At 32.8% G+C, this 26,318-nt stretch carries 28 protein-coding genes; 22 read left to right on the forward strand and 6 right to left on the reverse strand.

From position 1 onward, the window contains the following. Positions 1 to 307: 307 nt before the first annotated feature. Positions 308 to 1,840 carry a M20/M25/M40 family metallo-hydrolase gene (locus VKY41_RS09835; RefSeq protein ID WP_500814278.1) on the forward strand — a complete coding sequence of 511 codons (1,533 nt, stop codon included), beginning with the start codon at positions 308 to 310 and terminating at the stop codon, positions 1,838 to 1,840. Between the two features lie 125 nt (positions 1,841 to 1,965). Here the strand turns inward: VKY41_RS09835 and VKY41_RS09840 are convergent, their stop codons facing one another. Continuing rightward, positions 1,966 to 2,511, reverse strand: a complete 546-nt coding sequence (locus VKY41_RS09840; protein WP_500814279.1) for a hypothetical protein — start codon at positions 2,509 to 2,511, stop codon at positions 1,966 to 1,968. A 342-nt stretch (positions 2,512 to 2,853) separates the two neighbouring features. On the opposite strand from VKY41_RS09840, the gene VKY41_RS09845 reads away from it, so the two are divergent. The 4 genes from VKY41_RS09845 to VKY41_RS09860 all read left to right on the forward strand — a co-directional run bounded on the left by VKY41_RS09845 (position 2,854) and on the right by VKY41_RS09860 (position 6,314). Then, complete coding sequence (locus tag VKY41_RS09845) at positions 2,854 to 3,801, forward strand: NAD(P)H-dependent flavin oxidoreductase (RefSeq protein ID WP_500814280.1); 948 nt, start codon at positions 2,854 to 2,856, stop codon at positions 3,799 to 3,801. A gap of 175 nt (positions 3,802 to 3,976) precedes the next feature. Continuing rightward, on the forward strand, positions 3,977 to 4,744 hold the full coding sequence (locus VKY41_RS09850; protein WP_500814281.1) for a CDP-alcohol phosphatidyltransferase family protein: 768 nt from the start codon (positions 3,977 to 3,979) through the stop codon (positions 4,742 to 4,744). Between the two features lie 122 nt (positions 4,745 to 4,866). Further along, complete coding sequence (locus VKY41_RS09855) at positions 4,867 to 5,244, forward strand: hypothetical protein (protein WP_500814282.1); 378 nt, start codon at positions 4,867 to 4,869, stop codon at positions 5,242 to 5,244. 50 nt (positions 5,245 to 5,294) lie between these two features. Continuing rightward, on the forward strand, positions 5,295 to 6,314 hold the full coding sequence (locus tag VKY41_RS09860) for a TQO small subunit DoxD (RefSeq protein WP_500814283.1): 1,020 nt from the start codon (positions 5,295 to 5,297) through the stop codon (positions 6,312 to 6,314). A gap of 198 nt (positions 6,315 to 6,512) precedes the next feature. Here the strand turns inward: VKY41_RS09860 and VKY41_RS09865 are convergent, their stop codons facing one another. After that, a complete protein-coding gene (locus VKY41_RS09865; protein WP_500814284.1) occupies positions 6,513 to 7,151 on the reverse strand; it encodes an alpha/beta hydrolase in 639 nt (212 codons plus the stop codon). Positions 7,152 to 7,192: 41 nt separating this feature from the next. Between VKY41_RS09865 and VKY41_RS09870 the strand changes: the two genes are divergently transcribed. The 8 genes from VKY41_RS09870 (at position 7,193) to VKY41_RS09905 (ending at position 14,686) form a co-directional block, all read left to right on the forward strand. Continuing rightward, positions 7,193 to 7,618: a PaaI family thioesterase gene (locus tag VKY41_RS09870; protein WP_500814285.1), complete on the forward strand. Its 426-nt coding sequence runs from the start codon at positions 7,193 to 7,195 to the stop codon at positions 7,616 to 7,618. Then, on the forward strand, positions 7,618 to 8,760 hold the full coding sequence (locus VKY41_RS09875) for a chorismate-binding protein (RefSeq protein WP_500814286.1): 1,143 nt from the start codon (positions 7,618 to 7,620) through the stop codon (positions 8,758 to 8,760). The genes VKY41_RS09870 and VKY41_RS09875 overlap by 1 nt, the downstream gene beginning before the upstream one ends. 49 nt (positions 8,761 to 8,809) lie before the next feature. After that, on the forward strand, positions 8,810 to 10,570 hold the full coding sequence (gene menD / locus VKY41_RS09880) for a 2-succinyl-5-enolpyruvyl-6-hydroxy-3-cyclohexene-1-carboxylic-acid synthase (RefSeq protein WP_500814287.1): 1,761 nt from the start codon (positions 8,810 to 8,812) through the stop codon (positions 10,568 to 10,570). 162 nt (positions 10,571 to 10,732) lie between these two features. Further along, complete coding sequence (locus VKY41_RS09885; RefSeq protein ID WP_500814288.1) at positions 10,733 to 11,074, forward strand: DUF2853 family protein; 342 nt, start codon at positions 10,733 to 10,735, stop codon at positions 11,072 to 11,074. Positions 11,075 to 11,166: 92 nt separating this feature from the next. Further along, entirely contained in the window at positions 11,167 to 11,997 is an 831-nt protein-coding gene (locus tag VKY41_RS09890; RefSeq protein ID WP_500814289.1) for a CvfB family protein, read from the forward strand. A 32-nt stretch (positions 11,998 to 12,029) separates the two neighbouring features. Next, positions 12,030 to 12,869: a 1,4-dihydroxy-2-naphthoyl-CoA synthase gene (locus tag VKY41_RS09895; protein ID WP_500814290.1), complete on the forward strand. Its 840-nt coding sequence runs from the start codon at positions 12,030 to 12,032 to the stop codon at positions 12,867 to 12,869. 25 nt (positions 12,870 to 12,894) lie between these two features. Then, positions 12,895 to 13,800 carry a 1,4-dihydroxy-2-naphthoate octaprenyltransferase gene (gene menA / locus VKY41_RS09900; RefSeq protein ID WP_500814291.1) on the forward strand — a complete coding sequence of 302 codons (906 nt, stop codon included), beginning with the start codon at positions 12,895 to 12,897 and terminating at the stop codon, positions 13,798 to 13,800. Between the two features lie 208 nt (positions 13,801 to 14,008). After that, complete coding sequence (locus VKY41_RS09905) at positions 14,009 to 14,686, forward strand: metal-dependent hydrolase (RefSeq protein WP_500814292.1); 678 nt, start codon at positions 14,009 to 14,011, stop codon at positions 14,684 to 14,686. A gap of 26 nt (positions 14,687 to 14,712) precedes the next feature. Here the strand turns inward: VKY41_RS09905 and VKY41_RS09910 are convergent, their stop codons facing one another. After that, positions 14,713 to 15,504, reverse strand: coding sequence for an SDR family oxidoreductase (locus tag VKY41_RS09910; protein ID WP_500814293.1), 792 nt, complete (start codon positions 15,502 to 15,504; stop codon positions 14,713 to 14,715). Next, positions 15,501 to 16,457: a sterol desaturase family protein gene (locus tag VKY41_RS09915; protein ID WP_500814294.1), complete on the reverse strand. Its 957-nt coding sequence runs from the start codon at positions 16,455 to 16,457 to the stop codon at positions 15,501 to 15,503. The genes VKY41_RS09910 and VKY41_RS09915 overlap by 4 nt, the downstream gene beginning before the upstream one ends. A gap of 61 nt (positions 16,458 to 16,518) precedes the next feature. Between VKY41_RS09915 and VKY41_RS09920 the strand changes: the two genes are divergently transcribed. From VKY41_RS09920 to VKY41_RS09930, 3 genes are read left to right on the forward strand one after another with little or no spacing between them, the layout of a single operon-like run. Next, positions 16,519 to 17,553 (forward strand): o-succinylbenzoate synthase, encoded by a 1,035-nt coding sequence (locus tag VKY41_RS09920; RefSeq protein WP_500814295.1) that lies wholly within the window; start codon positions 16,519 to 16,521, stop codon positions 17,551 to 17,553. Positions 17,554 to 17,556: 3 nt separating this feature from the next. Beyond that, positions 17,557 to 18,555: a CPBP family intramembrane glutamic endopeptidase gene (locus VKY41_RS09925; RefSeq protein WP_500814296.1), complete on the forward strand. Its 999-nt coding sequence runs from the start codon at positions 17,557 to 17,559 to the stop codon at positions 18,553 to 18,555. A 5-nt stretch (positions 18,556 to 18,560) separates the two neighbouring features. Beyond that, entirely contained in the window at positions 18,561 to 19,634 is a 1,074-nt protein-coding gene (locus tag VKY41_RS09930; RefSeq protein WP_500814297.1) for an AMP-binding protein, read from the forward strand. A gap of 2 nt (positions 19,635 to 19,636) precedes the next feature. On the opposite strand, the gene VKY41_RS09935 is transcribed toward VKY41_RS09930, so the two are convergent. Both VKY41_RS09935 and VKY41_RS09940 read right to left on the reverse strand, forming a co-directional pair. Continuing rightward, positions 19,637 to 20,059 carry a DoxX family protein gene (locus VKY41_RS09935; protein WP_500814298.1) on the reverse strand — a complete coding sequence of 141 codons (423 nt, stop codon included), beginning with the start codon at positions 20,057 to 20,059 and terminating at the stop codon, positions 19,637 to 19,639. 58 nt (positions 20,060 to 20,117) lie between these two features. Continuing rightward, positions 20,118 to 21,746 carry an acyl-CoA carboxylase subunit beta gene (locus VKY41_RS09940; RefSeq protein WP_500814299.1) on the reverse strand — a complete coding sequence of 543 codons (1,629 nt, stop codon included), beginning with the start codon at positions 21,744 to 21,746 and terminating at the stop codon, positions 20,118 to 20,120. A gap of 145 nt (positions 21,747 to 21,891) precedes the next feature. On the opposite strand from VKY41_RS09940, the gene VKY41_RS09945 reads away from it, so the two are divergent. The 6 genes from VKY41_RS09945 (at position 21,892) to ettA (ending at position 26,280) form a co-directional block, all read left to right on the forward strand. Then, positions 21,892 to 22,248: a DoxX family protein gene (locus VKY41_RS09945; protein ID WP_500814300.1), complete on the forward strand. Its 357-nt coding sequence runs from the start codon at positions 21,892 to 21,894 to the stop codon at positions 22,246 to 22,248. Position 22,249: 1 nt separating this feature from the next. Then, positions 22,250 to 23,065: a GNAT family N-acetyltransferase gene (locus VKY41_RS09950; RefSeq protein WP_500814301.1), complete on the forward strand. Its 816-nt coding sequence runs from the start codon at positions 22,250 to 22,252 to the stop codon at positions 23,063 to 23,065. A 10-nt stretch (positions 23,066 to 23,075) separates the two neighbouring features. Further along, on the forward strand, positions 23,076 to 23,516 hold the full coding sequence (locus VKY41_RS09955; RefSeq protein WP_500814302.1) for a MarR family winged helix-turn-helix transcriptional regulator: 441 nt from the start codon (positions 23,076 to 23,078) through the stop codon (positions 23,514 to 23,516). After that, positions 23,513 to 24,232 (forward strand): pirin family protein, encoded by a 720-nt coding sequence (locus VKY41_RS09960; protein ID WP_500814303.1) that lies wholly within the window; start codon positions 23,513 to 23,515, stop codon positions 24,230 to 24,232. The genes VKY41_RS09955 and VKY41_RS09960 overlap by 4 nt, the downstream gene beginning before the upstream one ends. 98 nt (positions 24,233 to 24,330) lie before the next feature. Continuing rightward, the gene (locus tag VKY41_RS09965) at positions 24,331 to 24,513 is read left to right on the forward strand and encodes a CAL67264 family membrane protein (protein WP_500814304.1); all 183 of its coding nucleotides are present in this window, start codon (positions 24,331 to 24,333) and stop codon (positions 24,511 to 24,513) included. 75 nt (positions 24,514 to 24,588) lie between these two features. Further along, positions 24,589 to 26,280, forward strand: coding sequence for an energy-dependent translational throttle protein EttA (gene ettA, locus VKY41_RS09970; RefSeq protein WP_500814305.1), 1,692 nt, complete (start codon positions 24,589 to 24,591; stop codon positions 26,278 to 26,280). Positions 26,281 to 26,318: the final 38 nt, after the last annotated feature.

Here is a 26,318-nt window from a genome sequence, read left to right on the forward strand (position 1 = left end):
AAAGTAGCTAGCGAAGAAATGTACAAAGCTCAAGCTGAATCACAACAAGGTGGAGCAGATGCTGGACCAGACGCAAATGCTGGAGCTAATGCTAACCAAGAAAGCGACGTTGAGGACGTAGATTTCGAAGAAGTGAAATAAAAAAATCCTAGCATTTTTCAGTTGAAAAACTGGAGGTCAGGAAACTATTAAAAAAACGCAATCATTAATTTGGTTGCGTTTTTTTATGAGTAATTATTTCCCTTAAACCCATAGAAAAATCTCTTTTCTTCCTTACTTTCGAAAATTAATTATTTAATATTTAATCATGAAATTAAATCTCTCTCTATTTTACCTACTTTTTATAGGTGTCTTATTTAGTAGTTCTTCGCAATCTGTAAGTAGCGATGTGATGCTTGAAAAAATTAAAACCGAAGGTTTTGAAAACTCTCAAGCCATGTCCATGTTAAGTGAATTGTCAGACGTTTATGGGCAACGTTTAACAGGCTCAAATGAGTATTTAGCTGCCGCAACTTGGATGTCGGATAAAATGACATCTTTAGGATTGCAAAATGTGCACTTTGAATCTTATTGTAACGATTGTCGTGGTTGGAGTATGGAAAGTTTTCACATGGAAATGGTTTCACCTAACTATATGCAAATTTCTGCTTATCCATTAGCTATGTCAAAAAGTACAGATGGAATTGTGACTGGCGAACTAGTTCATATTAAAAAATATAAATACTTAGACTCTTTGAAGCTTGAGTATTCAGGAAAACTTCAAGGGAAAATTATTTTATTGGGATCTATTCCTTCTAAAAAATCCTTAAACGATACTCTTTTTAAAAGGTACAACGAAAAGGATTTAAATAAAATGGCAAAACAAGATTCGGCTAAAGTAAAACAAACTCCATTACCAGAATTATTTAAATCTTGGGAAACAAGTGATGTTAGGGAAGAAGGTCTGCTAAGGTTTTTAGAAGAAGAAGGGGTGTTGGCAGTTTTAATTTCCCGACCTATGTATTTAGGTGTTTTACACCCAGATGGTACATACTTTTATAAAAATGGGCAATTAAAGCCTCTACCATACTTTACTATCATGCCAGAACATTTTGGCAGATTAGCTAGAATGATTGATTTAAATGTGATTCCGAAAATCCGATTGAATCTAGAAACTTCCTTTTATTCAAAACCAGAAAATAACGTAAATGTGATTGCAGAATTAACAGGAACCGACAAGAAATTAAAATCTGAAACCATTTTACTTGGTGCCCATTTTGATTCCTGGCATTCTGGTACTGGAGCTACCGATAATGGAGCTAATTCTATTGTTTTGGTTGAGGCATTAAGAATTCTTAAAAACATAGGATACAAACCTAAAAGAACTATAAAAATTGGTCTTTGGGGAGGCGAGGAGCAGGCCTTTTTAGGCTCAGCCGCTTTTGCTGAAAAGCATTATGGCAGCTTAAATGAAAACCCAAATACAGAATCAACCAAAATATCTGCCTATTTAAATTTAGATAATGGGGCTGGAGCTATAAGAGGCATGTATCTTCAAAATAATGCTTTGGCAAAACCTGTGTTTAAAAAGGTGTTTTCAGCTATTTCAGATATTACGGAAGGCGTTTTAACCATAGAGAACACTTTGTCAACCGATCATGAAACTTTTGACCATTACAACATTCCCGCATTTCAATTTATTCAAGATCCTTTAGATTATTACTCCGTAACCCATCACACACAAATGGATTTATTGGAATATGTTCCTGAGGAAGATGTTATTAAAAATGCAGTGATTATGGCTTGGACTATTTATTCACTGTCTGAAAATAAAACAAAAGTGCCAAGAAAAACCTTATAAAAGGAAATTAGATCATACACTTAACTTGAAGTTCTTTTAAAACAATAAAACACAAACTCCCGATAATTTTCGGGAGTTTGCGTTTTAATAAATATATTTAATTGTCATTCATAACAGGGTGATGATTATTCGTTTTTAGATATATCACCATTTAAATCCACTTTAATTACTTTTTTCTTACCGTCTTTTTCAATTTTTAGCTTAAATGCTTTTTGGGTTTCTTTGTCGTGATGATAAGTAACTAAATACGTGTCACTAGCTATTGTCCAGCCAGGATATTCGTTGTATACAGCATTTCTAACAGCAGGAGGAAGGGCAACATCGTGGAACTTCTCGAAAGATTTTATTAAATGACCTTCGCTGTTGTAAGTAACAAGTATTCGTCCGTCGTTAGAAGATTCGTCTTTAAATATAACGTCGTATGCATCAAATTGATTGTCATAAACGGGAGATTCGATAATTTTGAATCTCGCTGCAATGTTCTCTAGGATTTTTGCTTCTTCTGGAGCATTTTTGTCGTAAACCGCATTCAAATAATTTTGGCTCGATAAATTAGCTGGTGCCGTGATGACTACACTAGCCAATTGAACTTCTACGACCTCTTTATCTGCTTGGGAAAAACTTAGGTTGGCGAATCCTAAAAATAGTAAGCCAATACACAGGATTTTCATAATATTAGAAATTTTAAAGGGTTAATAATAAAAATTCTAATTTTAAAGATGGCTTTGATTTAATAATTTAATGATCTATTTATATTTCGAATTTAGATTGATGAAATAGAGGTTGGTTTATTCAATCATTTAAAATTATAACTAAAATTACAATTTAATTGGCTTCGTAAGTGTGTCATTAAGAAATGTTTATGAAAATTTTATGAAAATTGAATCCCTTAAGTTTTTAAAATAATAACAAGAATAAAATGAATAGAATGTTCTTCTAAAATTTGTTATGCATGCATACTATTTTTGTATATTTGTAAGGCTAGATATAAGCGACATCAAATTAAATGTTATATGCAAACAAAACTAACTCAACTATTAAACATAAAATTTCCAATTATTCAAGCTCCAATGTTTTTAGTGTCTAATACAGCTATGGTTATTGAAGCCATGAAAGGTGGTATTGCAGGATGTATTCCGGCGTTAAACTTTAGAACTTTAGACGAATTACGTGCGGCTATAAAAGAATTGAAAGAGGCAAAAGTAGCTGGAGGTTCTTTCGGGTTTAATTTAATTGTGAATAAATCTAATATAAAATACAAAGAGCAACTTCGTGTTTTGTGTGAAGAAGGCTGCGATTTTATTATTACTTCTTTAGGGAGTCCAGAAGAAACCATTAATCAAGCACATGCTGTTGGTATAAAGGTATTTTGTGATGTTACGGATTTGAAATTTGCAAAAAAAGTTGAAGAACTAGGCGCTGATGCTGCAATTGCCGTAAATAATGAGGCTGGAGGACATCGAGGAGACTATTCCCCAAAGGAGTTAATAGAACTTTTAACTCAAAATATTTCTATTCCTGTTATTTCAGCTGGAGGTGTGGGACGTAAAGCCGATATGGATGAGATGTTAAGTTATGGAGCAGCAGGAGTTTCGGTAGGAAGTCCGTTTATTGCCTCTGTTGAAGCAGGCGTTACTAATGAGTACAAACAAGCCTGTGTAGATTATGGGGCGAAGGATATTGTTATGACTCAACGAATTTCAGGAACGCCGTGCACAGTTATCAACACACCTTATGTTCAGAAAATTGGAACAAAAGAATCTAAGTTGGAATCTATTTTAAATAAGAATAAAAAACTTAAAAAATGGGTTAAAATGATTCGTTTTTCTATAGGTATGAATGCTACAACTAAAGCTGCTACCCAAGTTACTTATAAAACAGTATGGGTTGCTGGACCAAGTATCGAATATACCAATGCCATTTTGCCTACGCGAAGGATTATAGATAATTTAATTAACTAGAGTTTTTATTAGATTTAGTTTGTCAGAAATAAACAAGATTTAATTTTTGACTTTTGGGTATTTGAAGGTGAAAGCTGTATTTTTTAAGTACTATCTTTACATTTTAATAAATAATACCTAATGCTAGTAGCTCAAGAAACTAAGACATTAAAATTACTAAAAACCAAAGCATAAAATGTCTAAGTTACCAAGTGAACATAAATTTATAGATCTTTCAGATTATGGAAGAATTCCTGGTAGAATGATAGCTAATGCTATAAAAGGAACCTCTCTCACTCCCATACACGTTACTATTTCATTTATAATTTCAGGTACAATTGCAATTATATGTATCTTAAACAATCAATTTTGGGCAGCAAGTTTGTTTTTGGTTTTAAAATCTGTTTTAGATGCTGCTGATGGTGAGCTAGCACGAATAAAAAACACCCCTTCATATACCGGACGATATTTCGATTCTGTTTCAGATATCATATTAAATCTTTTTATTTTTATTGCGCTTTGGCTTATTACAGATTCAAGTGTTTTAAGTGCTATTTGTGCATTTTTAGGAGTACAGTTACAAGGTACTCTATATAATTACTACTATTCTATTTTAAGAAATAGGTATGACGGAGATACTACAAGTCGCGTTTTTGAGGATAAAACCCCCACAGCTTTAAAAGGTGAAAAACAGAAACATGTAAATATCCTTTTTGGATTATATAAAATACTTTATGGAGGGTTTGATAGATTAATTTATTTGCTTGATAGAAATGCTCCAGAAGGGAAACACTTTCCTAATTGGTTTATGTTCGCCGTGTCAACTTTTGGCCTTGGTTTTCAGTTGTTACTTATTAGTACTCTGTTAGTTTTAGGTTTTAAAGATGACATCATTCCTTTTTTTATTATTTATTCCGTAATGATTTTTGTTTTTATAGGAATTAGGAAAATAGTGCAAAATTGATATATTTAGCTTATAAAACTAACAAGACAAACCAGGTCCTATAAGCTTCAAGGATTTTAACGAATTGTTAAGGGTTTTTATTTACAACAGATTATTAAAAATGCTAATTTTGTCGGTGATAGATGAAAAACTCGAAGTCATATATTAAATTTTTAAAACACACACTTTTACTTTTAGTGGTGATGTTTGCTTTGGCACCTTGTTCTGTAAAGGAGTCTGGAGCTACAGTTTTTAATATCGACTACCAACGACCTTTAAATAAATCAAAAGCATTAGTTTTTCAGGATAACTCTTGTGAAAATTTGGAGTTTAATCTAATTGAGACTGTTAAGACTCAAGATGATTTCGAGCTAAATGTGTTAGCAACTAAAACTAATAATACTGTTTTATTAGCACCAAATTTCCAGGTAGTCTTTCAAAAAAACTATTACAAAAACTATTCAGAGAGCAGTCTTCCCTTATATATTTTATATAGTCAGTTAAAATTAGATATAGCCTAATCCTTTTCCGCTATATTTTTAATTATCAACCTATATAAATATCAATTTTAATGAAATATTTTACAGATAAACAGTCGTTTAACATGACTGGACTTTTTACGTTGTCTATCAGATTAGTTATTGGATGGACTTATTTTTCAGCCTTTTGGCGAAGACTAGTTTTAGAAAACAAATTAAACCCAGAAGAGGCAGGGTATATTGGCGAAAAATTTAATCACTTTTTACCTAACGCATTAGGAATTAAGCCACTTATTGAATATTTGGTTTCAAATCCGGAAACATTATGGTGGCACATGGTAGCCTTTACTATTATTGAAGGGATTGTAGGGCTTTTTATTATGTTCGGTTTGTTTACTCGCTTAATGAGTATTGGAGTTTTCTTTTTAGCAATGGGAATCTTATTGGGTTCTGGTTGGATTGGAACAACCTGCTTGGACGAATGGCAAATTGGCGTTTTAGGAATAGCTAGTGGTTTTGCTTTGTTTCTAAGCGGAAGCGGTTATTATTCCATGGATAAATTTTTTATGGATAGGAAATTTAAATTTACAGAAACAAAATGGTTCTCTTTCCTTGGTTCGGGAATCCTTCCTATAAGAAACCTAAAACAAATTGTTTTGATAGGAGCTTTAGGGATTTTTGCCTTGACTTTATACACCAATCAGTATTTCCATGGAGGTGTTTATGGAACTCTTCATAATAAATCTGTAAAACCTAAAATAGAACTTAGCAATGCATCTATAAAAGATAACAACTTACAGTTTGAAGTTTTTAGAGTAGAAGGCGCTGATGTTTATGGCTCTTTCTTAATAGGAATTCAGTTAATAGATAGCAATGGAAATATTGTTATGGAGAAAAATGGAGCTGATCTTTCAAAGTTTGAATTAAATAATATTAATAACTATTATGTGGCTAAGGTAAAACCAGGAAAACACAGTTTAATTATTCCTTTGGGGGCTAAAGCTATTTTAACTATCGATTTAAAAGGTGTTCAATATGCAAAAGACGAAACTTATAAATTGAAACTTATAGATATTAGTGGTGCAGAATGGGAAATTGAAATAGCAAAATAAAAGCCATTTCCTTAAGCACATTGTAGTAAACAACTAAAACTTCTCTAGAAACGTTCTGTTTTTAGGGAAGTTTTTTCTTTAAGAGTAACTTAAACGATTTTAAATAATAGTTGTTTTTTATTGAACGATATAGAGCTGCTACAAGTCGAGGAATCATTCAAAAACAATTTCCATGAAAAAAAACGTTAGAGTGTGGGATTATAAAACCAAATTTTTGATAAGTTTTACGTTGACTTCATGTTTTCCTTCAAAAGGAATCAGGTGTAAATTGTTTCCAAATAGTTCTTTCCCTCTTTTTGTTTCTTGAACAATGCGTTCTTCATTTAAAAATTCATCTTCTGTACCGTAAATCAGACTCACTTTTGCATTCAGAAAACTAAAATCGTTTGGGTTTAACTCCTTTGGAATACCTCCAGAATGTAAAACCAATTGAGAACAAACTAGTTTTCTTTTTGCTATGTAACGCATAGCTACACTTACTCCTTGTGAGTAACCTAAAACAATTAAATTTTTGTCGCTTGGCAAATTTTCCCTTTCAAATACAGCATCAAAATATCTCATGACATTTTCTGTTTCTTTAAGCGTATTTTCTTTTGTTAACCAGCAGGAACCAACATGTTTCTGTTTAGGAGCTAAGTAATATTTACTTTGGGCTTGAGGAGCAATTATGTAATTTTCATCGGGATTTAAACCTGTAAAATATCTTAAAAAATAACGGCTTAAAAACCCCATGCCATGGCATACAAACCATATATTTTGGGTTTTAGGTGTTAGTTTGTTTAAAGTAGAATAACTGTTGGTACTTGTATACGATATTTCTCTTTCTTCTAAATTCATTTTGTACTTTTACATTTCGATTTTAAAAATACATTATTTATATGCAATTATCTAAAGAAAGTGTGTTGGCAAAGGCTAATGCTGCTAGTAAAAACACTTTAATGGAAACCTTAAATATTGAAATGGTAGATTACGGTGAAGACTTCTTAGTAGCTAGAATGCCTGTTAATTCTAGAGTTTATCAACCAGACGGAGTTCTACATGGAGGAGCAACGGCTGCTTTAGCAGAAAGTGTTGGTAGCTTTGCTTCTCATATTTTTATCGATACCGAAAATAACTTTGTTCGTGGCTTAGAAATTACAGCAAACCATTTAAAAAGTGTTACTGAAGGCTATGTTTATGCCCGAGCTACTTTTTTACATAAGGGAAGGACTACGCAATTATTAGATATTAGAGTTACAGACGATAACGATAACCTAATTTCAATTTGTAGACTTTCAACCATTTCACTTCCAAAAAAGAAATAATGACTGCTGAAGAATTTTTTCAAAATATTCACCAAAATTTAAATAAACAATTACCCTTTGTAGTATACAGGAAACCAAATGAAGTTGAAGTAAAAGCAATCCTTCAGAATACGGATAAACTTTACATAACAGAAGATTATTCTGAAAAGGGATTTGTTATGGCGCCATTTGATTCCACAAGAAATTCTATTTTAATTCCGTTTGAAGATTCACTTTCATTAACATGCCACTCTGTTAATTTAGGAGAAGCTTTTGAATCTAGTAATAAAGTAGATCTAATGGATTTTGATTGTCCTAAAACTGATGTTCAAAAGAATTTTCATGTAGATCTTGTAAAAACCGGTATTGAAGCAATAAAAGACGCACAATTTGCTAAAGTTGTTTTGTCTAGACGAGAGCTTTTTGAATTGGAAGAGGTAAATCCCTTAGCAACTTTTAAAAGTTTACTTCAAAATTACCCTACAGCATTTGTTTATTGCTGGTTTCACCCAAAAGTGGGGCTGTGGCTGGGCGCCACACCTGAAAACTTAATAAGCACCGAAGGTTCTCGATTTAAAACTATGGCTTTAGCGGGTACTCAAAAATATGAAGGAACAGAAAATGTAGTTTGGCAAAACAAAGAGAAAGAGGAGCAACAATTTGTAACAGATTTTATTCTACAAAGTGTGGAGGAAACAACGGAAAGGATTCAAGTATCAGAAGTTAAAACGGTTAAAGCTGGTAATCTACTTCATTTACAAACCAATATTGCAGGAGTTTTAAACTTTAAGAATTCAAGTTTTAAAGAATTACTCGATAAGTTACATCCAACACCTGCTGTTTGTGGTATGCCTAAAGAAGCTTCGAAGCAGTTCATTTTAAATAAGGAAAATTACAACAGGGAATTTTACACAGGCTTTTTAGGAGAATTAAATCTACAAGAGAAAACAACTAGAAATACCAATAGAAGAAATGTAGAAAACAATGCATACGCATCTGTAAAAAATATTTCAAACTTATATGTAAATCTGCGTTGCATGCAAATTTTAGATAAAAAAGCACTCATATATGTGGGTGGAGGTGTTACAAAAGACTCCAACCCAGAAGCCGAATGGAAAGAAACTCAAGCCAAAGCTTTGGTCATGAAAAAGGTGCTGCAATAATTTTATATCATTAGGCTATTTGTTACATTTACATTCAGAATTTTCCAAAATGTTATATTCAAAAAATCCTCTGGCTCAAACTGTTATTCAGTTGTGTAAAGCCAAAAATATTCAACACATTGTAATTTCACCAGGTAGTAGAAATGCGCCTCTAACTATTGGTTTTACTAGCGATCCTTTTTTTACTTGTTACAGTATTGTGGATGAGCGTAGCGCTGGTTTTTTTGCATTGGGAATTGCGCAACAAACAGAAGATCCTGTAGCCCTTGTTTGTACTTCAGGGAGTGCCCTGTTAAATTACTATCCGGCTATTTCCGAGGCGTTTTATAGCGATATTCCTTTAGTGGTTTTGTCGGCTGATAGACCGAAGTATCTAATAGGAATTGGAGATGGACAAACAATCAATCAAAAGGATGTGTTTGCCAATCATATTTTGTTTTCAGCCAATTTGAATTTGAATCATGAACATGGTCCCAGAAAAACATCAGAATCTGAGCCTGCACTTATTAGATCTATCGAAAATAAACTGGAGCGTATGTTAGGTGTTAAACAGGAACTAGACGATGAAAACGAAACCAAGATTAATACAGCTATAAATAAGGCTATTTTATCCAAAGGACCGGTTCATATTAATATTCCTTTTGAAGAACCGCTTTACGAAACCACAGATAGTCTTTTAGTAAATCCAAAGATTATTGACATAGAAAAGAAAAAGAAAAAAATTGACGATTTCTTTATTCAAGAATGTTACGACGATTGGAATAGCTATGCCAAAAAAATGATTTTGATAGGTGCTAATAAACCCAATCAAATTGAACAGAAAATTCTAGAAGAATTAGCTAAAGATGGAAGTGTAGTAGTATTTACAGAAACGACGTCTAATATTCATAATAAGCAGTTTTTTAACAGCATTGATAAGCTTATTGCGCCACTTACCGATGAGGAATTTGCAAAGCTACAACCTGATGTTTTAGTAACATTTGGAGGATTGATTGTGTCTAAAAAAATTAAAGTTTTCCTGCGAAAATTTCAACCAAAACACCATTGGCATATAGATAGAAAAACGGCAAACGATACGTTTTTCTGTTTAGATAAACATATAGAAGCCACTCCAAACGAGTTTTTTAATTCACTTTTACCAAGACTGACACACTCGGTTAAAAGCGATTATTGTTCTTTTTGGAGCGAAATAAAGACGCGAAGAGAAGAAAAGCACTTGGAATATGTCGAAACCATTCCATTTAGCGATTTCAAGGTTTTTGATGAGGTGCTAAATAAACTTCCAGAAAACATAATACTGCAATTAGGAAACAGCTCGGCAATTAGATACTCACAGCTTTTTAATTTAAACAAAAATATACCAGTTTATTGTAATCGAGGAACAAGCGGAATAGACGGTAGTACAAGTACAGCCATTGGTTGCTCCAAAGCAAGTAAAAAACAAACGGTTTTAATAACAGGGGATTTAAGTTTCTTTTACGATAGCAATGCATTGTGGAACAACTATATTCCAAATAATTTCAGAATTATTCTTGTAAATAATCAAGGGGGAGGAATTTTTAGAATTCTACCTGGAGAGAAGGATACTAAAAAATTCGAAACATATTTTGAAACCACGCATAATCTTTCAGCAAAACATCTTTGTAAAATGTACGAGTTAGATTATGCCACAGCAGCAACAGAAAAACAATTAAAAAACCATTTGAAAACTTTTTTTGATGAGTCTAATGAACCAAAGTTGCTAGAAATATTCACACCTCGAACCGTTAATGACAAAGTGTTATTAGATTATTTTAAGTTTATAAAATAAGGGGCAAATAGGTGATGATTTATCAGGACGAAATCTTTTTTAAGAGAAACAGCTTGAAAAACTTAAATTTGACCGGATATCTATAAGAATTCAGTTTTAAATACTTAAAAATTGTTTATATTTAGAGTTGAATTATTATTAATCTAAAAAATTAAATAAAACATGGGAAAAAGAGATGAATTAATTGCAAAGTATGCTACAGATTTAAAAGAAAAATGTGGTGTTACTCCAAATATGGATTTATTAACTAAAGTCACTATTGGTTGTGGACCATCAATTTATAACGCTGATGCATCAACTGTTTCTGGCTCAGATCCATCAGAGTTAGCTACGGTTAAAAATAATTTTTTAATAAAAAAATTAGGATTAAAAGACGGTCCAGAATTAGATAAAGGTATTCAAGCCGTTATGGATAAATACGGACAATCAAATAGAAATAAATATAGAGCAGTGGTTTATTATTTACTAACCCTACACTTTAAAAAGGAATCAGTATACAAATAATCTGATTTTTTTATATTCAAGCGTTATAATTCAAGTATTAGAATTGTAACGCTTTTTTTATTTCTAATAGCTAATATTATTACCTTTACAGCATGATAAATTTAGGAGAATACAATACCTTAGAAATACTTCGAGAATCTGAACAAGGAGCATATTTGGCAGATGAAGAAGGGAACGAAGTTTTGTTACCAAATAGATACGTTCCAGAATCATTTAAAATTTGGGATAAAATTGAAGTGTTTGTTTACTTGGATAACGAAGAACGATTAGTTGCAGTAACAGACAAACCATATATAAAGAAAGGCGATTTTGCCTTATTACGATGCAATGCAGTTACAGAACATGGCGCATTTTTAGATTGGGGCATGTTAAAGGAATTATTTTGCCCGTTTGGAGAGCAAGCCTTTAAAATGAAAAAAGGAGGATGGTATTTTGTTTACTGTTTTCTGGACGAAAAAACCAATAGACTAGTAGCATCTAGTAAAACCAATCAGTTTTTAGATAATAGAGAACTAACTGTTAGTGAGTTTGAGGAAGTAGATTTGATTGTTTCTCACCCTTCAGATATTGGTATGAATGTTATTATCAATAAAAAGCATTTAGGACTTATTTTTAACGACGACATTTTTCAAGATTTGAGTGTTGGAGATAGACTAAAAGGTTATGTAAAAAAAATCAGACCTGGTAATAAAATCGATGTGGTTTTAGGGCAGATTGGATACAGAAATATCGAACCAAATGCCGATGCTATCATGATGGAACTTCGTGATAATGATGGATATTTAAAGTTGACAGATAAATCGGATCCCGAAGACATTAAGCAAATACTTCAAATGAGTAAAAAAAGCTTTAAAAAAGCAGTTGGATCTTTATACAAGCAAAAGCTTATTGAAATTAAAGACGACGGAATTTATTTGATATAAAGGGAAATTTCATATTAAAAGAAAAACAAAACATGAGTGAAATAAACTGGACAACAGCCAAAGAATACGAAGATATTACCTACAAGAAATGCAACGGGGTTGCAAGAATTGCATTTAACAGACCAGATGTTCGAAATGCTTTCAGACCAAAAACAACCAAAGAATTATATGATGCCTTTTATGACGCAAGTGAAGATGTAAACATAGGAGTTGTTTTACTTTCAGCCGAGGGGCCTTCCTCTAAAGATGGAGTGTATTCCTTCTGTTCAGGGGGCGATCAAAAGGCTAGAGGTCATCAAGGTTATGTAGGTGAAGATGGTTACCACAGATTGAATATTTTAGAAGTACAACGTCTTATTCGTTTTATGCCTAAAGCAGTTATTGCCGTGGTCCCAGGATGGGCAGTAGGTGGTGGACATAGTTTGCATGTGGTTTGCGATTTAACTTTAGCTAGTAAAGAACATGCCATTTTTAAACAAACAGATGCCGATGTTACAAGTTTTGATGGTGGATATGGCTCTGCATACTTAGCGAAAATGGTTGGACAGAAAAAAGCTCGTGAAATATTTTTCTTAGGAAGAAATTATTCCGCACAAGAAGCTTTTGATATGGGAATGGTAAATGCTGTAATTCCTCATGAAGAACTAGAAAATACAGCCTATGAATGGGCTCAGGAAATATTAGCAAAGTCACCAACATCTATTAAAATGCTGAAATTTGCTATGAATTTAACAGATGATGGTATGGTTGGTCAACAGGTTTTTGCTGGTGAAGCAACTAGATTGGCATATATGACGGACGAAGCCAAGGAAGGTCGTGATGCCTTTTTAGAAAAACGTAAGCCTAATTTTCCTAAAAAATGGATTCCTTAAATCGAAACCAGACTAAAATCTTTTTATGTCTATAAAAATTAAAACCTGGCTTTCTGCCTTTAGGTTAAGAACCTTACCATTATCTGTTTCAGGAATTATTGTAGCGGCTAGTTTAGCTGCTTACAATGGAGTTTTTGATTGGATGGTGTTTGTTTTTGCTCTTTTAACCACGCTCAGTTTGCAAATATTATCAAATTTAGCAAACGATTATGGCGATGGAATAAAAGGCACTGATAATCATGAAAGAGTTGGTCCAAAGCGTGCTATTCAAAGTGGTGAAATTACACCAGAAAAAATGTTTAGCGCTATAAAAATCAATATACTAATTACCATTGGATTGGCATTATTATTAATCCTGTCAGCTTTCGGAGCAAAGCATTTTCTCTTAGGAATAATGTTTTTCGGAATTGGATTATTATCTATTTATGCGGCTGTAAAATATACGGTTGGGAGCAATGCATATGGATATAAGGGGTTAGGTGATTTGTTTGTATTTGTGTTTTTTGGATTGGTCAGTGTTATTGGTGGATATGTTTTATTTTCAAAACAAATAGACCATATTGTGTTTCTTCCTGCTTGCACTATAGGCTTGTTAAGTGTAGCTGTGCTTAATTTAAATAATTTACGTGATGTTATTTCCGATAGGAATGCAAATAAAAACACGCTTATTGTTAAAATGGGTTTTGAGAATGGAAAAATATACCATTATATTTTAGTAGGTACTGCTATTGTATTATCGGCTTTATTTGGAATTCTTTATTATACATCCATCTTTAATTTAATTTTTGTTTTGGCGTACATACCATTAATTAAACATTTAATTATGGTTAAGAAAAATACAGTGCCAAAACTTTTAGACCCAGAATTAAAAAAATTGGCCTTATCTACTTTTGTCTTGTCCGTTTTATTGGCAATAGGACATTTATTATAAGGTTTATTAAGTTTAAAACAGGTGTAACAGCTTGTTTTTCAGCAAAATATGTCTTATCTTTGATGTGTTGATAGCTCAATATCAATACAATGGAGCATTTAAAATAGCTTCATAATTAAGGGAAGGAAAAACTCAAGCAAATTTTTGAAATTTGTTTGAGTTTTTTTGTAATTTCCATTCGTAAAAAACCTTAATAAAACCTCTTGAAATGAAAATCACTTTTTACGGACATGCTAGTTTAGGAATTGAAGTTAATGATGTTCATATTTTAATCGACCCGTTTATTTCGGCTAATGAAAAAGCATCTCATATAGATATAAATGCATTAAAGGCAGATTATATTTTATTGACTCATGCTCATCAAGATCATATTTTAGATGTAGAGGTTATTGCAAAACGAACAGATGCGGTAATTGTATCCAACTTTGAAATTGTTACTTACTTTCAAAATAAAGGTTTGGAAGGACATCCAATGAACTTAGGAGGTAGTTGGGATTTTGAATTTGGAAATGTAAAATATGTTAACGCCATTCATACATCCTCCTTTCCAGATGGAAGCTATGGAGGTCAACCTGGTGGATTTGTAATTGAAGGCGAAAGAAAAAATATTTACATAGCCGGAGATACAGCCCTTACAATGGATATGAAACTCATTCCTCTTCAAATTAAATTGGACTTAGCTGTTTTACCTATTGGAGATAATTTTACTATGGGAATAGAAGATGCTATTCTAGCTAGTGATTTTATTCAATGTGATAAAATTTTAGGATATCATTACGATACTTTCGGATATATAGAAATAGATCATGAAGAAGCTAAACGAAAATTCTTCGATAAAAATAAGGATTTGATGCTATTGGAAATAGGAGAGAGTATTGAGTTGTAATACGGGTTTACCTAAGTAATATATAGTTATTTAACAGTGCTTTTCAATACAAGCTTATGCAGAAGTTTTGGAAAAAAACGTTTTATGTATACGCCTAAAACTTCCTTTTTACCAATATAAGCTTCAAATTTTTCCTTTTCAATTGCTTTTATCATGCGTTTTGAAAATTCATATACTGTGAGTCCGTTTTCAGTAGCTTCATCTTGGTAATCTTGTTTAGACCCGTCTCCAATTAAAGAGTTTATTGCAATATTTGTGTTTATAAAACCTGGACAAATCATAGTTACTTTTATGTTGTCTTTATCGTGTTCTAATCTCAAGGCATCAAAAAAGCCATGTAAGGCATGTTTTGCTCCACAGTAAGCAGATCGGTAAGGAGAAGAAAACTTCCCCATAAGACTCGTAACTGTTACATAATGTCCGTTTTGGTTTTTAATAAAATGAGGTAATAAGGCTTTGCTCAAGGCTACCGTTCCTAAATAGTCAATATCCATTAATTGTTTGTCTACAGAAATAGCTGTGTCAATTATTAAAGAACGCTGGCTAATACCCCCATTATTAATTAATATATCTATTCGACCAAAAAGTTTTAAGGCATCCTCTGTTACACTTGTCATATTGGCATAATGTTCCAAATCGAAAGCAAGGACTTTTATGTTATCAGGATTATGGCAGGCATGTTTTACTTCAAGTAATTTTTCCACCCTTCTAGAGGAGAGTATTAATTTACAATCTTGTTTAGCTAATTCAGTAGCTAAACCTTTTCCTATTCCACTGGAAGCACCAGTTATCCAAACAACTTTGTTTTTAAACGTCATGCTATTGTGTTTTCGTTTTTAGTATGAATTGAAGGCTGTTGGTTTTTTATTTTAGAAAGTGTCTTTAAATTAGCATTAAGCCATTCTTCACGTAAATCATCACTTAGTTTTCCAGTGCCATCATGTTTCCAGCCAGGAGATTTTATAAAATATTTTAATTTATTTAATAAGCTAGTTTTACTAGTAAATACATCTTTTAACATGTGATACCATTCTAAATATGCAACTTTAACAGGATTGAAGGTGTTAATATTTTCTACCAAACCATAAACAACTTTTTCTTCATCTAACTCAGCTTGAAAAGTGCCAAAAAGTTTATCCCAAATAATTAAAATACCAGCGTGATTTCTATCTAAGTAAATAGGATTACTTCCATGATGGACTCTGTGGTGTGAAGGTGTGTTAAAAACAGCTTCAAACCACTTAGGAAGCTTTTTAATAGTTTCGGTATGAATCCAAAATTGGTAAAGTAAGCTAACAGACATTTGTAATAAAATCATGGCAGGATGAAACCCAAGGATGGGCAACCATAACCAAAATATAAATGTATAAAAATTCCCAGACCAAGTTTGTCTTAATGCAGTACTTAAATTGTAATGTTTTGAAGAATGATGTACTACGTGCGAAGCCCAAAATAACCTGCATTCATGCGAAATTCTATGAAACCAATAATAAGATATGTCGTCGGCAAAAAATATTAAAACAAAACTCCACCAAGCAATAGGAATAGTAAATAATCTAAAGTTTTCGTAAACAAAATAGAATGCTAATAAAACAAATCCCTTGCTAACCAATCCTATAAAAACATTGCCTAAGCCCATAACAATGGAGGTAAAAGAATCCTTGATTTCGTAGGTGTTAATTTTCTGCCTGTTCGTAATATATAACTCTAAAAGCATGAAAATTGCAAAAAACGGAATCGCAAAATGAATAAGATTCGGAAATACAGGCATGATTATTAAATGTATTAGGTGATCTAATGTACAAAATATTTTGACTATTTTTGAACATACTATGAAAGCAAACTATCAGAAATATATTTTAAATTTTAAACAAGCAAGTGGCACTTCTAGAGGTGTTTTGAAAACTAAGGAAACTTGGTTTATAATACTTGAAAAAGACGGAAAAATAGGAGTGGGAGAGTGCGGTTTATTCCGAGGTTTGAGTGCAGACGATGTATCACATTATGAAGATATTTTAAAATGGACCTGTTTAAATATTCATTTAGGCTTGCAAGTTTTATTAGATGAGCTCTATAAGTTTCCAAGTATTCAATTTGGTCTGGAAACAGCTTTTGCTTCATTTAATAGCGATGACCGTTTTAATATTTTTCCATCAGAATTTACTCAAGGAGCAGATGCTATTCCTATAAATGGATTGATTTGGATGGGCTCAGAATCCTTCATGAAAGAACAGATAAAAGATAAAATCCAAGCAGGCTTTTCATGTATAAAAATGAAAATTGGAGCTATCGATTTTCAAACTGAGTTGGATCTTTTAAAATCTATAAGAAAAGAATTTACTTCTAAAGACATTGAATTGCGTGTAGATGCCAATGGTGCATTTCCTCCATCAGAAGCATTAGAGAAATTAAAAACACTTTCAGAGTTTGACATTCATTCTATAGAACAACCAATAAAACAAGGTCAAATTGAAGAAATGGCAAATTTGTGTGAAAAAACACCTTTAGCAATTGCTTTAGATGAAGAATTGATTGGCATTTTTTCAAAAGAAAAAAAGAAGACCTTACTCCAAACCATAAAACCACAATATATAATTTTAAAACCTAGTTTAGTTGGTGGTTATGCCGGAAGTCAGGAGTGGATCGACTTAGCAGAAAATCAGAATGCTGGTTGGTGGATTACAAGTGCTTTAGAAAGTAATGTAGGCTTGAATGCTATTGCACAATGGACTTACATCTTGAAAAGCACGATGCCACAAGGCCTTGGAACGGGGAGCTTATTTACCAATAATTTTGCATCTCCTTTACAAGTAAAAAATGGTACATTGCAATATCAAAAAAATAAAAACTGGAATTTTAATTTATAATCTATGTATATAGCACAAGCTTTTAATGCGTTACACGACTGGTGGCGATATTTGGTAGGAACTATTTTAATTTTTATTGCCGTTGTAATTGGGCAAATTCCATTTACAGTAGCCGTGTTTATGAAGGCTATGAGTGATGGAGAAAGCATTTTTGGTTTAGATGAAACCAAAATGATGACCATGCTAGAGCCCAATTTAAACTTGTTTTTGATGTTACTATCATTTGCCATTGGATTAGTAGGACTGTTTTTGGTAGTAAAACTTATTCATCAACAAAGTATTACGTCTTTAACAACAGCCAGACCTAAGATTGACTGGAAAAGAATTTGGTTTGCTTTTATCCTTTGGGGCGTTATTAGTTCTGGATTTATTCTATTTGATTATTTTTTAACTCCTGAAGATTATCAAGTTAATTTTAAAATGCAGCCTTTCATTATTTTATGTGTTATTGCTGTTGTTTTAGTTCCCTTGCAAACCAGTTTTGAGGAATACCTGTTTAGAGGTTATTTAATGCAAGGTATAGGGGTTTTAGCAAAGAATAAATGGGTTCCATTATTAACTACTTCGGTTGTTTTTGGAATGTTGCACATTGCCAATCCAGAAGTAGATAAATTAGGCTACGTAATTATGGTCTATTATATAGGTACAGGTTTATTTTTAGGAATTATGACCTTAATGGATGAAGGTATGGAGTTAGCATTGGGGTTTCATGCGGCCAATAACTTGTTTACAGCCCTATTGGTTACGGCTGATTGGACTGCTTTTCAAACCCATTCAGTATTAAAGGATATGTCTGAACCTACTTCAGCAAGTTTTACTGAAATATTCATGCCGGTTTTTATAGTGTTTCCTTTGTTGTTGTTCATTTTTTCTAAAAAATACAATTGGACTAATTGGAAAGATAAATTGTTTGGTACCGTTGAAGCCCCTCTTATTGAAAACACGGTAAATAAAACAGTTTTTGAACAATCAGTAATGGAAGAAAATAACAACCGAGAATAGAAGTTATGATTCCTAATTACGATAAAGTACACAACAGATTTAAATTAAATAATAAAAGCTATACTCGCGAGGAGTTAAATGAAGTTGCTTATAGTTTTATAAAAGAAGGAAAACCATTTCAAAAGGTTTTAGGCGATTTTCTAGCTGATTGGTTGGATCCAAAAGATTATATAAAAACCAAAACTTCAGGCACTACTGGAAAGCCAAAAGTTATAAAAATAAAAAAGCAAGCTATGGTTTATTCAGCTATAGCAACAGGAAATTATTTTGGTTTAAAACCTGGCGATAGAGCGTTGCATTGTTTGCCTACTGAATTTATTGCAGGAAAAATGATGTTAGTTCGGGCTATTATTTTAGGGTTACAATTAGATGTTGTAGAACCGGGAACTGTCTTAAGTTTTAGCTCTAAAAAGCATTACAGTTTTGGAGCTATGGTTCCAATGCAAGTGCAGTTTAACTTAAAAAAGCTAACACATATTAATAAGCTGATTGTTGGTGGAGCTCCTATGTCATCTGAACTCATTGAGAAATTACAAGGATTACCAACAAAAGTTTATGCTACTTATGGCATGACAGAAACTATTACACATATTGCTGTTAAGAAGTTAAATAATTATGAAACTGATCAGGTAAATAACGCCTATTACCAAACGCTTCCAAACATTAAAATTTCTCAAGACGAAAGAGACTGTTTGGTAATTGAAGCACCACAGCTTACTAAGGATAAAATTATTACTAATGATGTGGTTAAATTGCATTCAGAAACCTCTTTTGAATGGTTAGGAAGAATAGACAATGTGATAAATTCTGGAGGGATTAAGTTTTATCCAGAACAAATAGAGGAAAAATTAAAAGGGAAGATTCCTAATCGATTTTTTATAGCTGCAGAAGAAGATAGTAAATTAGGTGAGAAGTTAATTCTTGTTTTAGAAGGAGATAACAATCAGTTACCAACTTCGGTATTTGATTATCTAGATACTTACGAAAGACCAAAAGTAGTTTATGCCGTACCCAAATTTCACGAAACTACTTCGGGTAAAATTCAGCGATTAAAAACAATAGCTAGCATTAAAAAATAAAATTACTGTTGCATTTTAAAATAGTAATCTGCCGAGTGTTTTCCTGAACCGTAAAAAACAAAAAACGCACATGCTAATAAAGTAAAACTAGCTAGTATGAAATTAAGCGCAATAAATTCTCCCATAAAATTGATGAGAATGGCACCAATTAAAATTGGAATTTGAACAATTATAGCCCATCTAGTCAATAAGCCAAAAGTTATCAAAATTCCGCCAACTAAATGTGCAGAAGCTACATAATGAGCCAAAATCATACTTCCTGCATACGTATTCAAAGGCTTGATTAATTCCACTAGGAGTTCTGTATTAGACACAAAATGGACGCCTTTCATAAATAGAAAAACGCCCAATGCTATTCTTAAAACATCTAATGGGTAATAGGAATGTTCGTTAGCCCATTTGTTTAATGTTTTTATTGTTCCCATGACTGAAGTGTTTGATGTACAGTCATTAAGGTACGAAATTTTGTCGTATAATGAAAGCTTAAACCTGAATAACTCCCAAGTTAAATTTTTTCTCAATAGGAGCGTGGTTAGCTGCTTCAATTCCCATACTTATCCATTTTCTAGACTCTAATGGGTCTATTATGGCATCTGTCCAAATTCTAGATGCTGCATAATAAGGAGACACTTGTTTGTCGTATCTGTCTTTTATTTTATTGAATAATTCGTCTTCTTTTTCTTTGGTAATTACTTCGCCTTTCTTTTTTAATGAAGCTGTTTCAATTTGCAGTAACACTTTTGCAGCACTATTTCCACTCATTACAGCTAATTCGGCACTTGGCCAAGCTACTATCAGTCTAGGATCGTAGGCTTTTCCGCACATGGCGTAATTTCCAGCTCCATAACTATTTCCAAGAATAATGGTGAATTTAGGAACAACACTATTGCTTACGGCATTTACCATTTTAGCGCCATCTTTAATAATACCTCCATGTTCGCTTTTACTACCTACCATGAAACCTGTTACATCTTGTAAGAATACTAATGGAATCTTCTTTTGGTTGCAATTAGCAATAAATCTAGTGGCTTTATCTGCGCTATCGTTATAAATAACACCACCAAACTGCATTTCGCCTTGTTTGGTTTTTACTAGTTTTCTTTGGTTTGCAACAATTCCAACTGCCCAACCATCAATTCTAGCGTAGGCTGTAATTATTGTTTTTCCATATCCAGCCTTATATTCATCAAATTCAGAGTTATCTACTAAGCGCTTAATAATTTCATACATATCGTATTGGTCAGCACGTGATTTAGGGATAATTCCGTAAATATCTTCTTGTTTTTCTTTTGGTTTTTTTGATTCAGTTCGGTTAAATCCAGCTTTATCAAAATCACCTATTTTATCCACTATGTTTTTAATTCTATCTAAAGCATCCTTATCATCTTTAGCTTTGTAATCGGTAACTCCAGATATTTCGCAATGGGTCGTTGCACCTCCAAGAGTTTCATTGTCAATAGACTCTCCAATAGCTGCTTTTACTAAATAACTTCCTGCTAAAAAGATACTTCCAGTTTTATCTACTATCATGGCTTCGTCGCTCATAATAGGTAAATAGGCACCTCCAGCTACACAACTTCCCATAACAGCAGCAATTTGTGTAATTCCTAAACTACTCATAATGGCGTTGTTTCTAAAGATACGTCCAAAATGTTCTTTGTCTGGAAAAATTTCATCTTGCATTGGTAAGTAAACTCCAGCTGAATCCACCAAATAAATAATAGGTAGCCTATTTTCTATAGCTATTTCTTGAGCACGTAAATTTTTCTTTCCAGTAATAGGGAACCATGCTCCAGCTTTAACGGTGGCATCGTTTGCAACAACCATACATTGCTTTCCTTGTATATAACCAATTTTAACTACCACACCACCAGATGGGCAACCTCCATGCTCTTCATACATGTCTTCACCAGCAAAGGCAGCAATTTCTATACTATCTCTCTTAGCATCTAAAAGGTAGTCTATTCGTTCTCGAGCTGTCATTTTACCTTTGGCATGATGTTTTTCAATATTCTTTTTTCCGCCTCCTAATTTTACTTGGGCAAAACGTTTTTTTAAATCTGAAACTAAAAGTTTATTGTGATCTTCGTTTTTGTTGAAGTTAATGTCCATAGAAATGTTTATTTGGGACGAATTTACAAAAGAAGAACATAGTTTAAAAGCGAATATTTTGTTAAATAATATTACATGGTAATAGTTGCCTAGGTAAATAAAATAATTTATTGTAAATTTGCCTCCTAGAAATAAAAATATATTTATGAAAAAGAATAAGATTATCTATTACGTAGCCACCGGTCTGTTAACTGTTTTGTTGTTGTTCTCAGCAGGTATGTATTTTTTTAATTATGATGAAGTAGCACAAATGTTTGTTAGCTTCGGATATCCAACTTATATTATTTACCCATACGCTGTGGCTAAACTATTAGGTTTAGCGGTAATTTGGAACCCTAATTTTAATACCATTAAAGAATGGGCTTACTCAGCTTTCTTTTTTGCCTTTATTTTGGCATTCTTTGCGCATTTCATGATTAATGACGGGGAGCATTTTTCGGCTTTACTGGCGTTGGTTTTATTAATAGTGTCTTATATTTATAGCAAAAAAACACAAAAATAGTATGAAGAAAATTATAGCATTGGCAGGTAGTAATAGTAAGAAATCAATGAATAAAAAATTAGCAACTTATGCAGCTTCTTTGGTAGAAGACGTAGAAGTGAAAATTTTAGATTTAAATGATTTTGATGTTCCGTTATTTGGTGTCGACTTAGAAGCTGAAATGGGACATCCAGAAAATGCTAAAAAGCTTTTTGAAGAAATTAAAAATTCAGATGGAATAATTCTTTCGTTAGCCGAACATAACGGTGCTTACACTGCAGTTTTTAAGAATTTATTCGATTGGATGTCTCGAATTAATTCAAAAACATTTCACAAGAAGCCCATGTTGTTAATGGCTGCATCGCCAGGAGGTAGAGGTGGAGCTTCTGTTTTAGCTATGGCTAAAGATAGGTTTCGTTTTCATGACGGAAATATAGTAGCAGAATATTCATTACCATTTTTTGCAGATAATTTCTCAGAGGGAAAAATAACTAATGAAGAGTTAAACTATAAACTTCTGGAGGAAGTTAAACGTTTTAAAGAAAGTGTTTTTGCTTTGCAAATACAACATACAGAAACAGGAAAAGAAGGAAAGTTCTATATAGAAATTGATGGTGTTCAGGTAGCTGAAATGACGTATAAGTATTTAGATACTAACAAAATTGATATAAATCATACTGAAGTAGATCCTTCTTTAAAGGGGCAAGGAATTGGATATAAACTTATTGAAAAAGCAGTTGCATTTATGCAAGCAAAAGACTTAAAAGCTGCACCTTCATGTTCATACGCAGCCGCTGTATTTAATAAAAAAGAGGAGTACGCCGAAAGGTTAGCTTAAACTTAAAATTATGGGAGATATTTCTAAAGACATACAATCTACCTTTCCAAGTAATAAAGTAAAAACAATGATTAACATTCTGTTTACTTCAAATTGGATAAGTAGTTATCAAAACTCTTTTTTTAAACCATTCAATATTTCAGCACAACAGTACAATATTTTAAGAATATTAAAAGGAGCTGGAAAGCCGTTAAAGGTTCAAACTATTAAAGAGCGAATGATAGAAAGATCCCCAAACCTTACCCGATTAATGGATAAGTTGTATGCTAAAGATTTTATTGAACGCACACCTTGCTCGACCGATAGACGAGTAGTACATATAGAAATCACGAAACAAGGATTGGATTTACTTGAAGATATTTCTAAGGCAGATCAGCAAGATTTACTTAAAAACTTAACCGAAGAGGAAGTGATTCAATTGAGTAACTTATTAGATAAATTAAGATTTTGAAAACAATAGTACATAAAGCAGATAGTAGAGGTTTTGCAAATCATGGATGGTTACAAGCCAATCATTCGTTTAGTTTTGCAAGCTATTTCGATAATGATAAAATTCATTTTGGGGCTTTACGTGTTTTAAACGACGATATTATTGCGCCAAAAATGGGGTTTGGAAATCACCCACACGAGAATATGGAAATTATTACCATTCCGTTAAGCGGTGTTTTGAAGCATCGTGACAACATGCAACAAGATTGGCAAGAAGTTTTGCCAGGTGAAGTGCAAGTTATGAGTGCTGGAACTGGTGTGGAACATTCAGAAATAAATGGGTCGGAAAATACTCATTTGAGTCTATTTCAAATTTGGATAATTCCTAATAAACAGAGTGTAAAACCACGTTATGAACAAAAGGCCTTTCCAGAAGCAGATAGGAAAAATAAACTTCAAACCTTAGTAACTTCTATAGATGAACAACATGAGGGAAGTTTAAAAATTCATCAAGATGCTATTGTTGCAAGAATTGATTTAGACAAAGGACAGACTTTCGATTACACCTTAAAAAGTGGAAATCATGGTGTTTATATTATGAATATATTCGGAAATGTAACTATTGAAAACGAAATTTTAGAAAGTAGGGATGCTATTGGTGTATCGGAAACAGATGCTATAACCATCAAAGCAAACGATGAATCCGGATTGCTTTTACTTGAAGTTCCGATGATTTAATGACTAATCTTTCAAATTATCAAAAAACACCTCTAGGGGTGTTTTTATTGTTTTAAATCACGATATTTGCTTTCTACTAATTATAAAATTACAGATATATGGCAATGAATAAAAATACGGTTTTAGCTTGGGCTACGTGGGTAATGATTTTTGTAGGTCTGGCATTAATAGCTCTTGGAGCTTTTAGATACGATGATGTTGCAGGTTGGGGATTTGCAGCCGTTGGAATCGGTTTTTTTGCAGTGGCTTGGGTGTTTAACGCCTTAAAGGGTCGTGTGTAAATTATTCACCAATAAATTTTTAATTGGAAGTTCAAACCAATTAACTTATTAACTCAATAACAATTATCTATTAATATGAGCGACGATAAAAAAGTAATTTTCTCGATGTCTGGTTTAACCAAGACCTATCAGAGCGCAAATACACCTGTTTTAAAGAATATTTACTTAAGCTTCTTTTACGGTGCAAAAATTGGAATTCTAGGACTAAATGGTTCTGGTAAATCTACTTTATTAAAAATTATAGCCGGAATTGATAAAAATTATCAAGGAGATGTAGTATTTTCTCCTGGTTATACCGTTGGTTATCTAGAACAAGAACCACAATTAGACGAAACCAAAACCGTTATGGAAATTGTAAAAGAAGGAGCGGCAGAAACTGTTGCTATTCTTGAAGAATACAATAAAATAAACGACATGTTTGGTCTTGAAGAAGTTTATAGCGATCCAGATAAAATGGAAAAGCTAATGAACAGACAAGCAGTTTTACAAGATCAAATTGATGCTTCGGATGCATGGGAACTAGATACTAAGTTAGAAATAGCCATGGATGCATTAAGAACTCCAGATGGCGATAAAAAGATTAGTGTACTTTCTGGTGGTGAAAAACGTCGTGTAGCATTATGTAGATTGCTTTTACAAGAGCCAGATGTATTATTACTGGATGAGCCTACCAACCACTTGGATGCTGAGTCGGTACATTGGTTAGAACATCATTTAGCTCAATATAAAGGAACTGTTATTGCTGTAACCCACGATAGGTATTTCTTAGATAATGTTGCAGGTTGGATTTTAGAGCTGGATAGAGGAGAAGGAATTCCTTGGAAAGGAAATTACTCTTCTTGGTTAGATCAAAAGTCTAAACGTATGGCTCAAGAAGGAAAAACTGCTTCTAAGCGTCAGAAAACCTTAGAACGAGAGTTAGAATGGGTACGTCAAGGTGCTAAAGGAAGACAAACCAAACAAAAGGCACGTTTAAAGAACTACGATAAATTATTAAGTCAAGACCAAAAACAGTTAGACGAAAAACTGGAAATCTATATTCCAAACGGACCTCGTTTAGGAACCAATGTTATTGAAGCCGTTGGCGTAAGTAAAGGGTATGACGATAAATTATTATACGATAACTTAAATTTTAATTTACCACAAGCTGGAATTGTTGGAATTATTGGTCCTAACGGAGCTGGTAAAACCACCATTTTCAGAATGATTATGGGTGAAGAAACCCCAGATAAAGGCGAATTTAAAGTAGGTGAAACAGCTAAAATAGCATACGTAGATCAAACCCACTCTAATATTGATCCAAATAAAACTATCTGGCAAAACTTTAGCGATGAGCAAGAGTTGATTATGATGGGAGGTAAGCAGGTTAATTCTCGTGCCTACTTAAGTAGATTTAACTTTAGTGGAAGCGAACAGAACAAAAAAGTAAGCATGCTTTCAGGTGGAGAAAGAAACAGATTGCATCTTGCCATGACACTTAAAGAAGAAGGAAACGTTTTGTTATTGGATGAGCCTACAAACGACTTAGATGTAAACACCTTAAGAGCTTTAGAAGAAGGTCTTGAAAACTTTGCTGGTTGTGCCGTAGTAATATCGCATGATAGATGGTTTTTAGATAGAATTTGTACGCATATTTTAGCGTTTGAAGGTAACTCTGAAGTATACTTCTTTGAAGGTAGTTTTAGTGATTATGAAGAAAACAAGAAACAACGTCTTGGCGGAGATTTAATGCCAAAGCGAATTAAATATAGAAAATTAGTAAGATAATTTTTTAAATAGAAGAATAAAAAAAACGCCTCGAATTA

The sequence above is a fragment of the Xanthomarina sp. genome (assembly GCF_035306605.1).
GTDB lineage: Bacteria > Bacteroidota > Bacteroidia > Flavobacteriales > Flavobacteriaceae > Xanthomarina.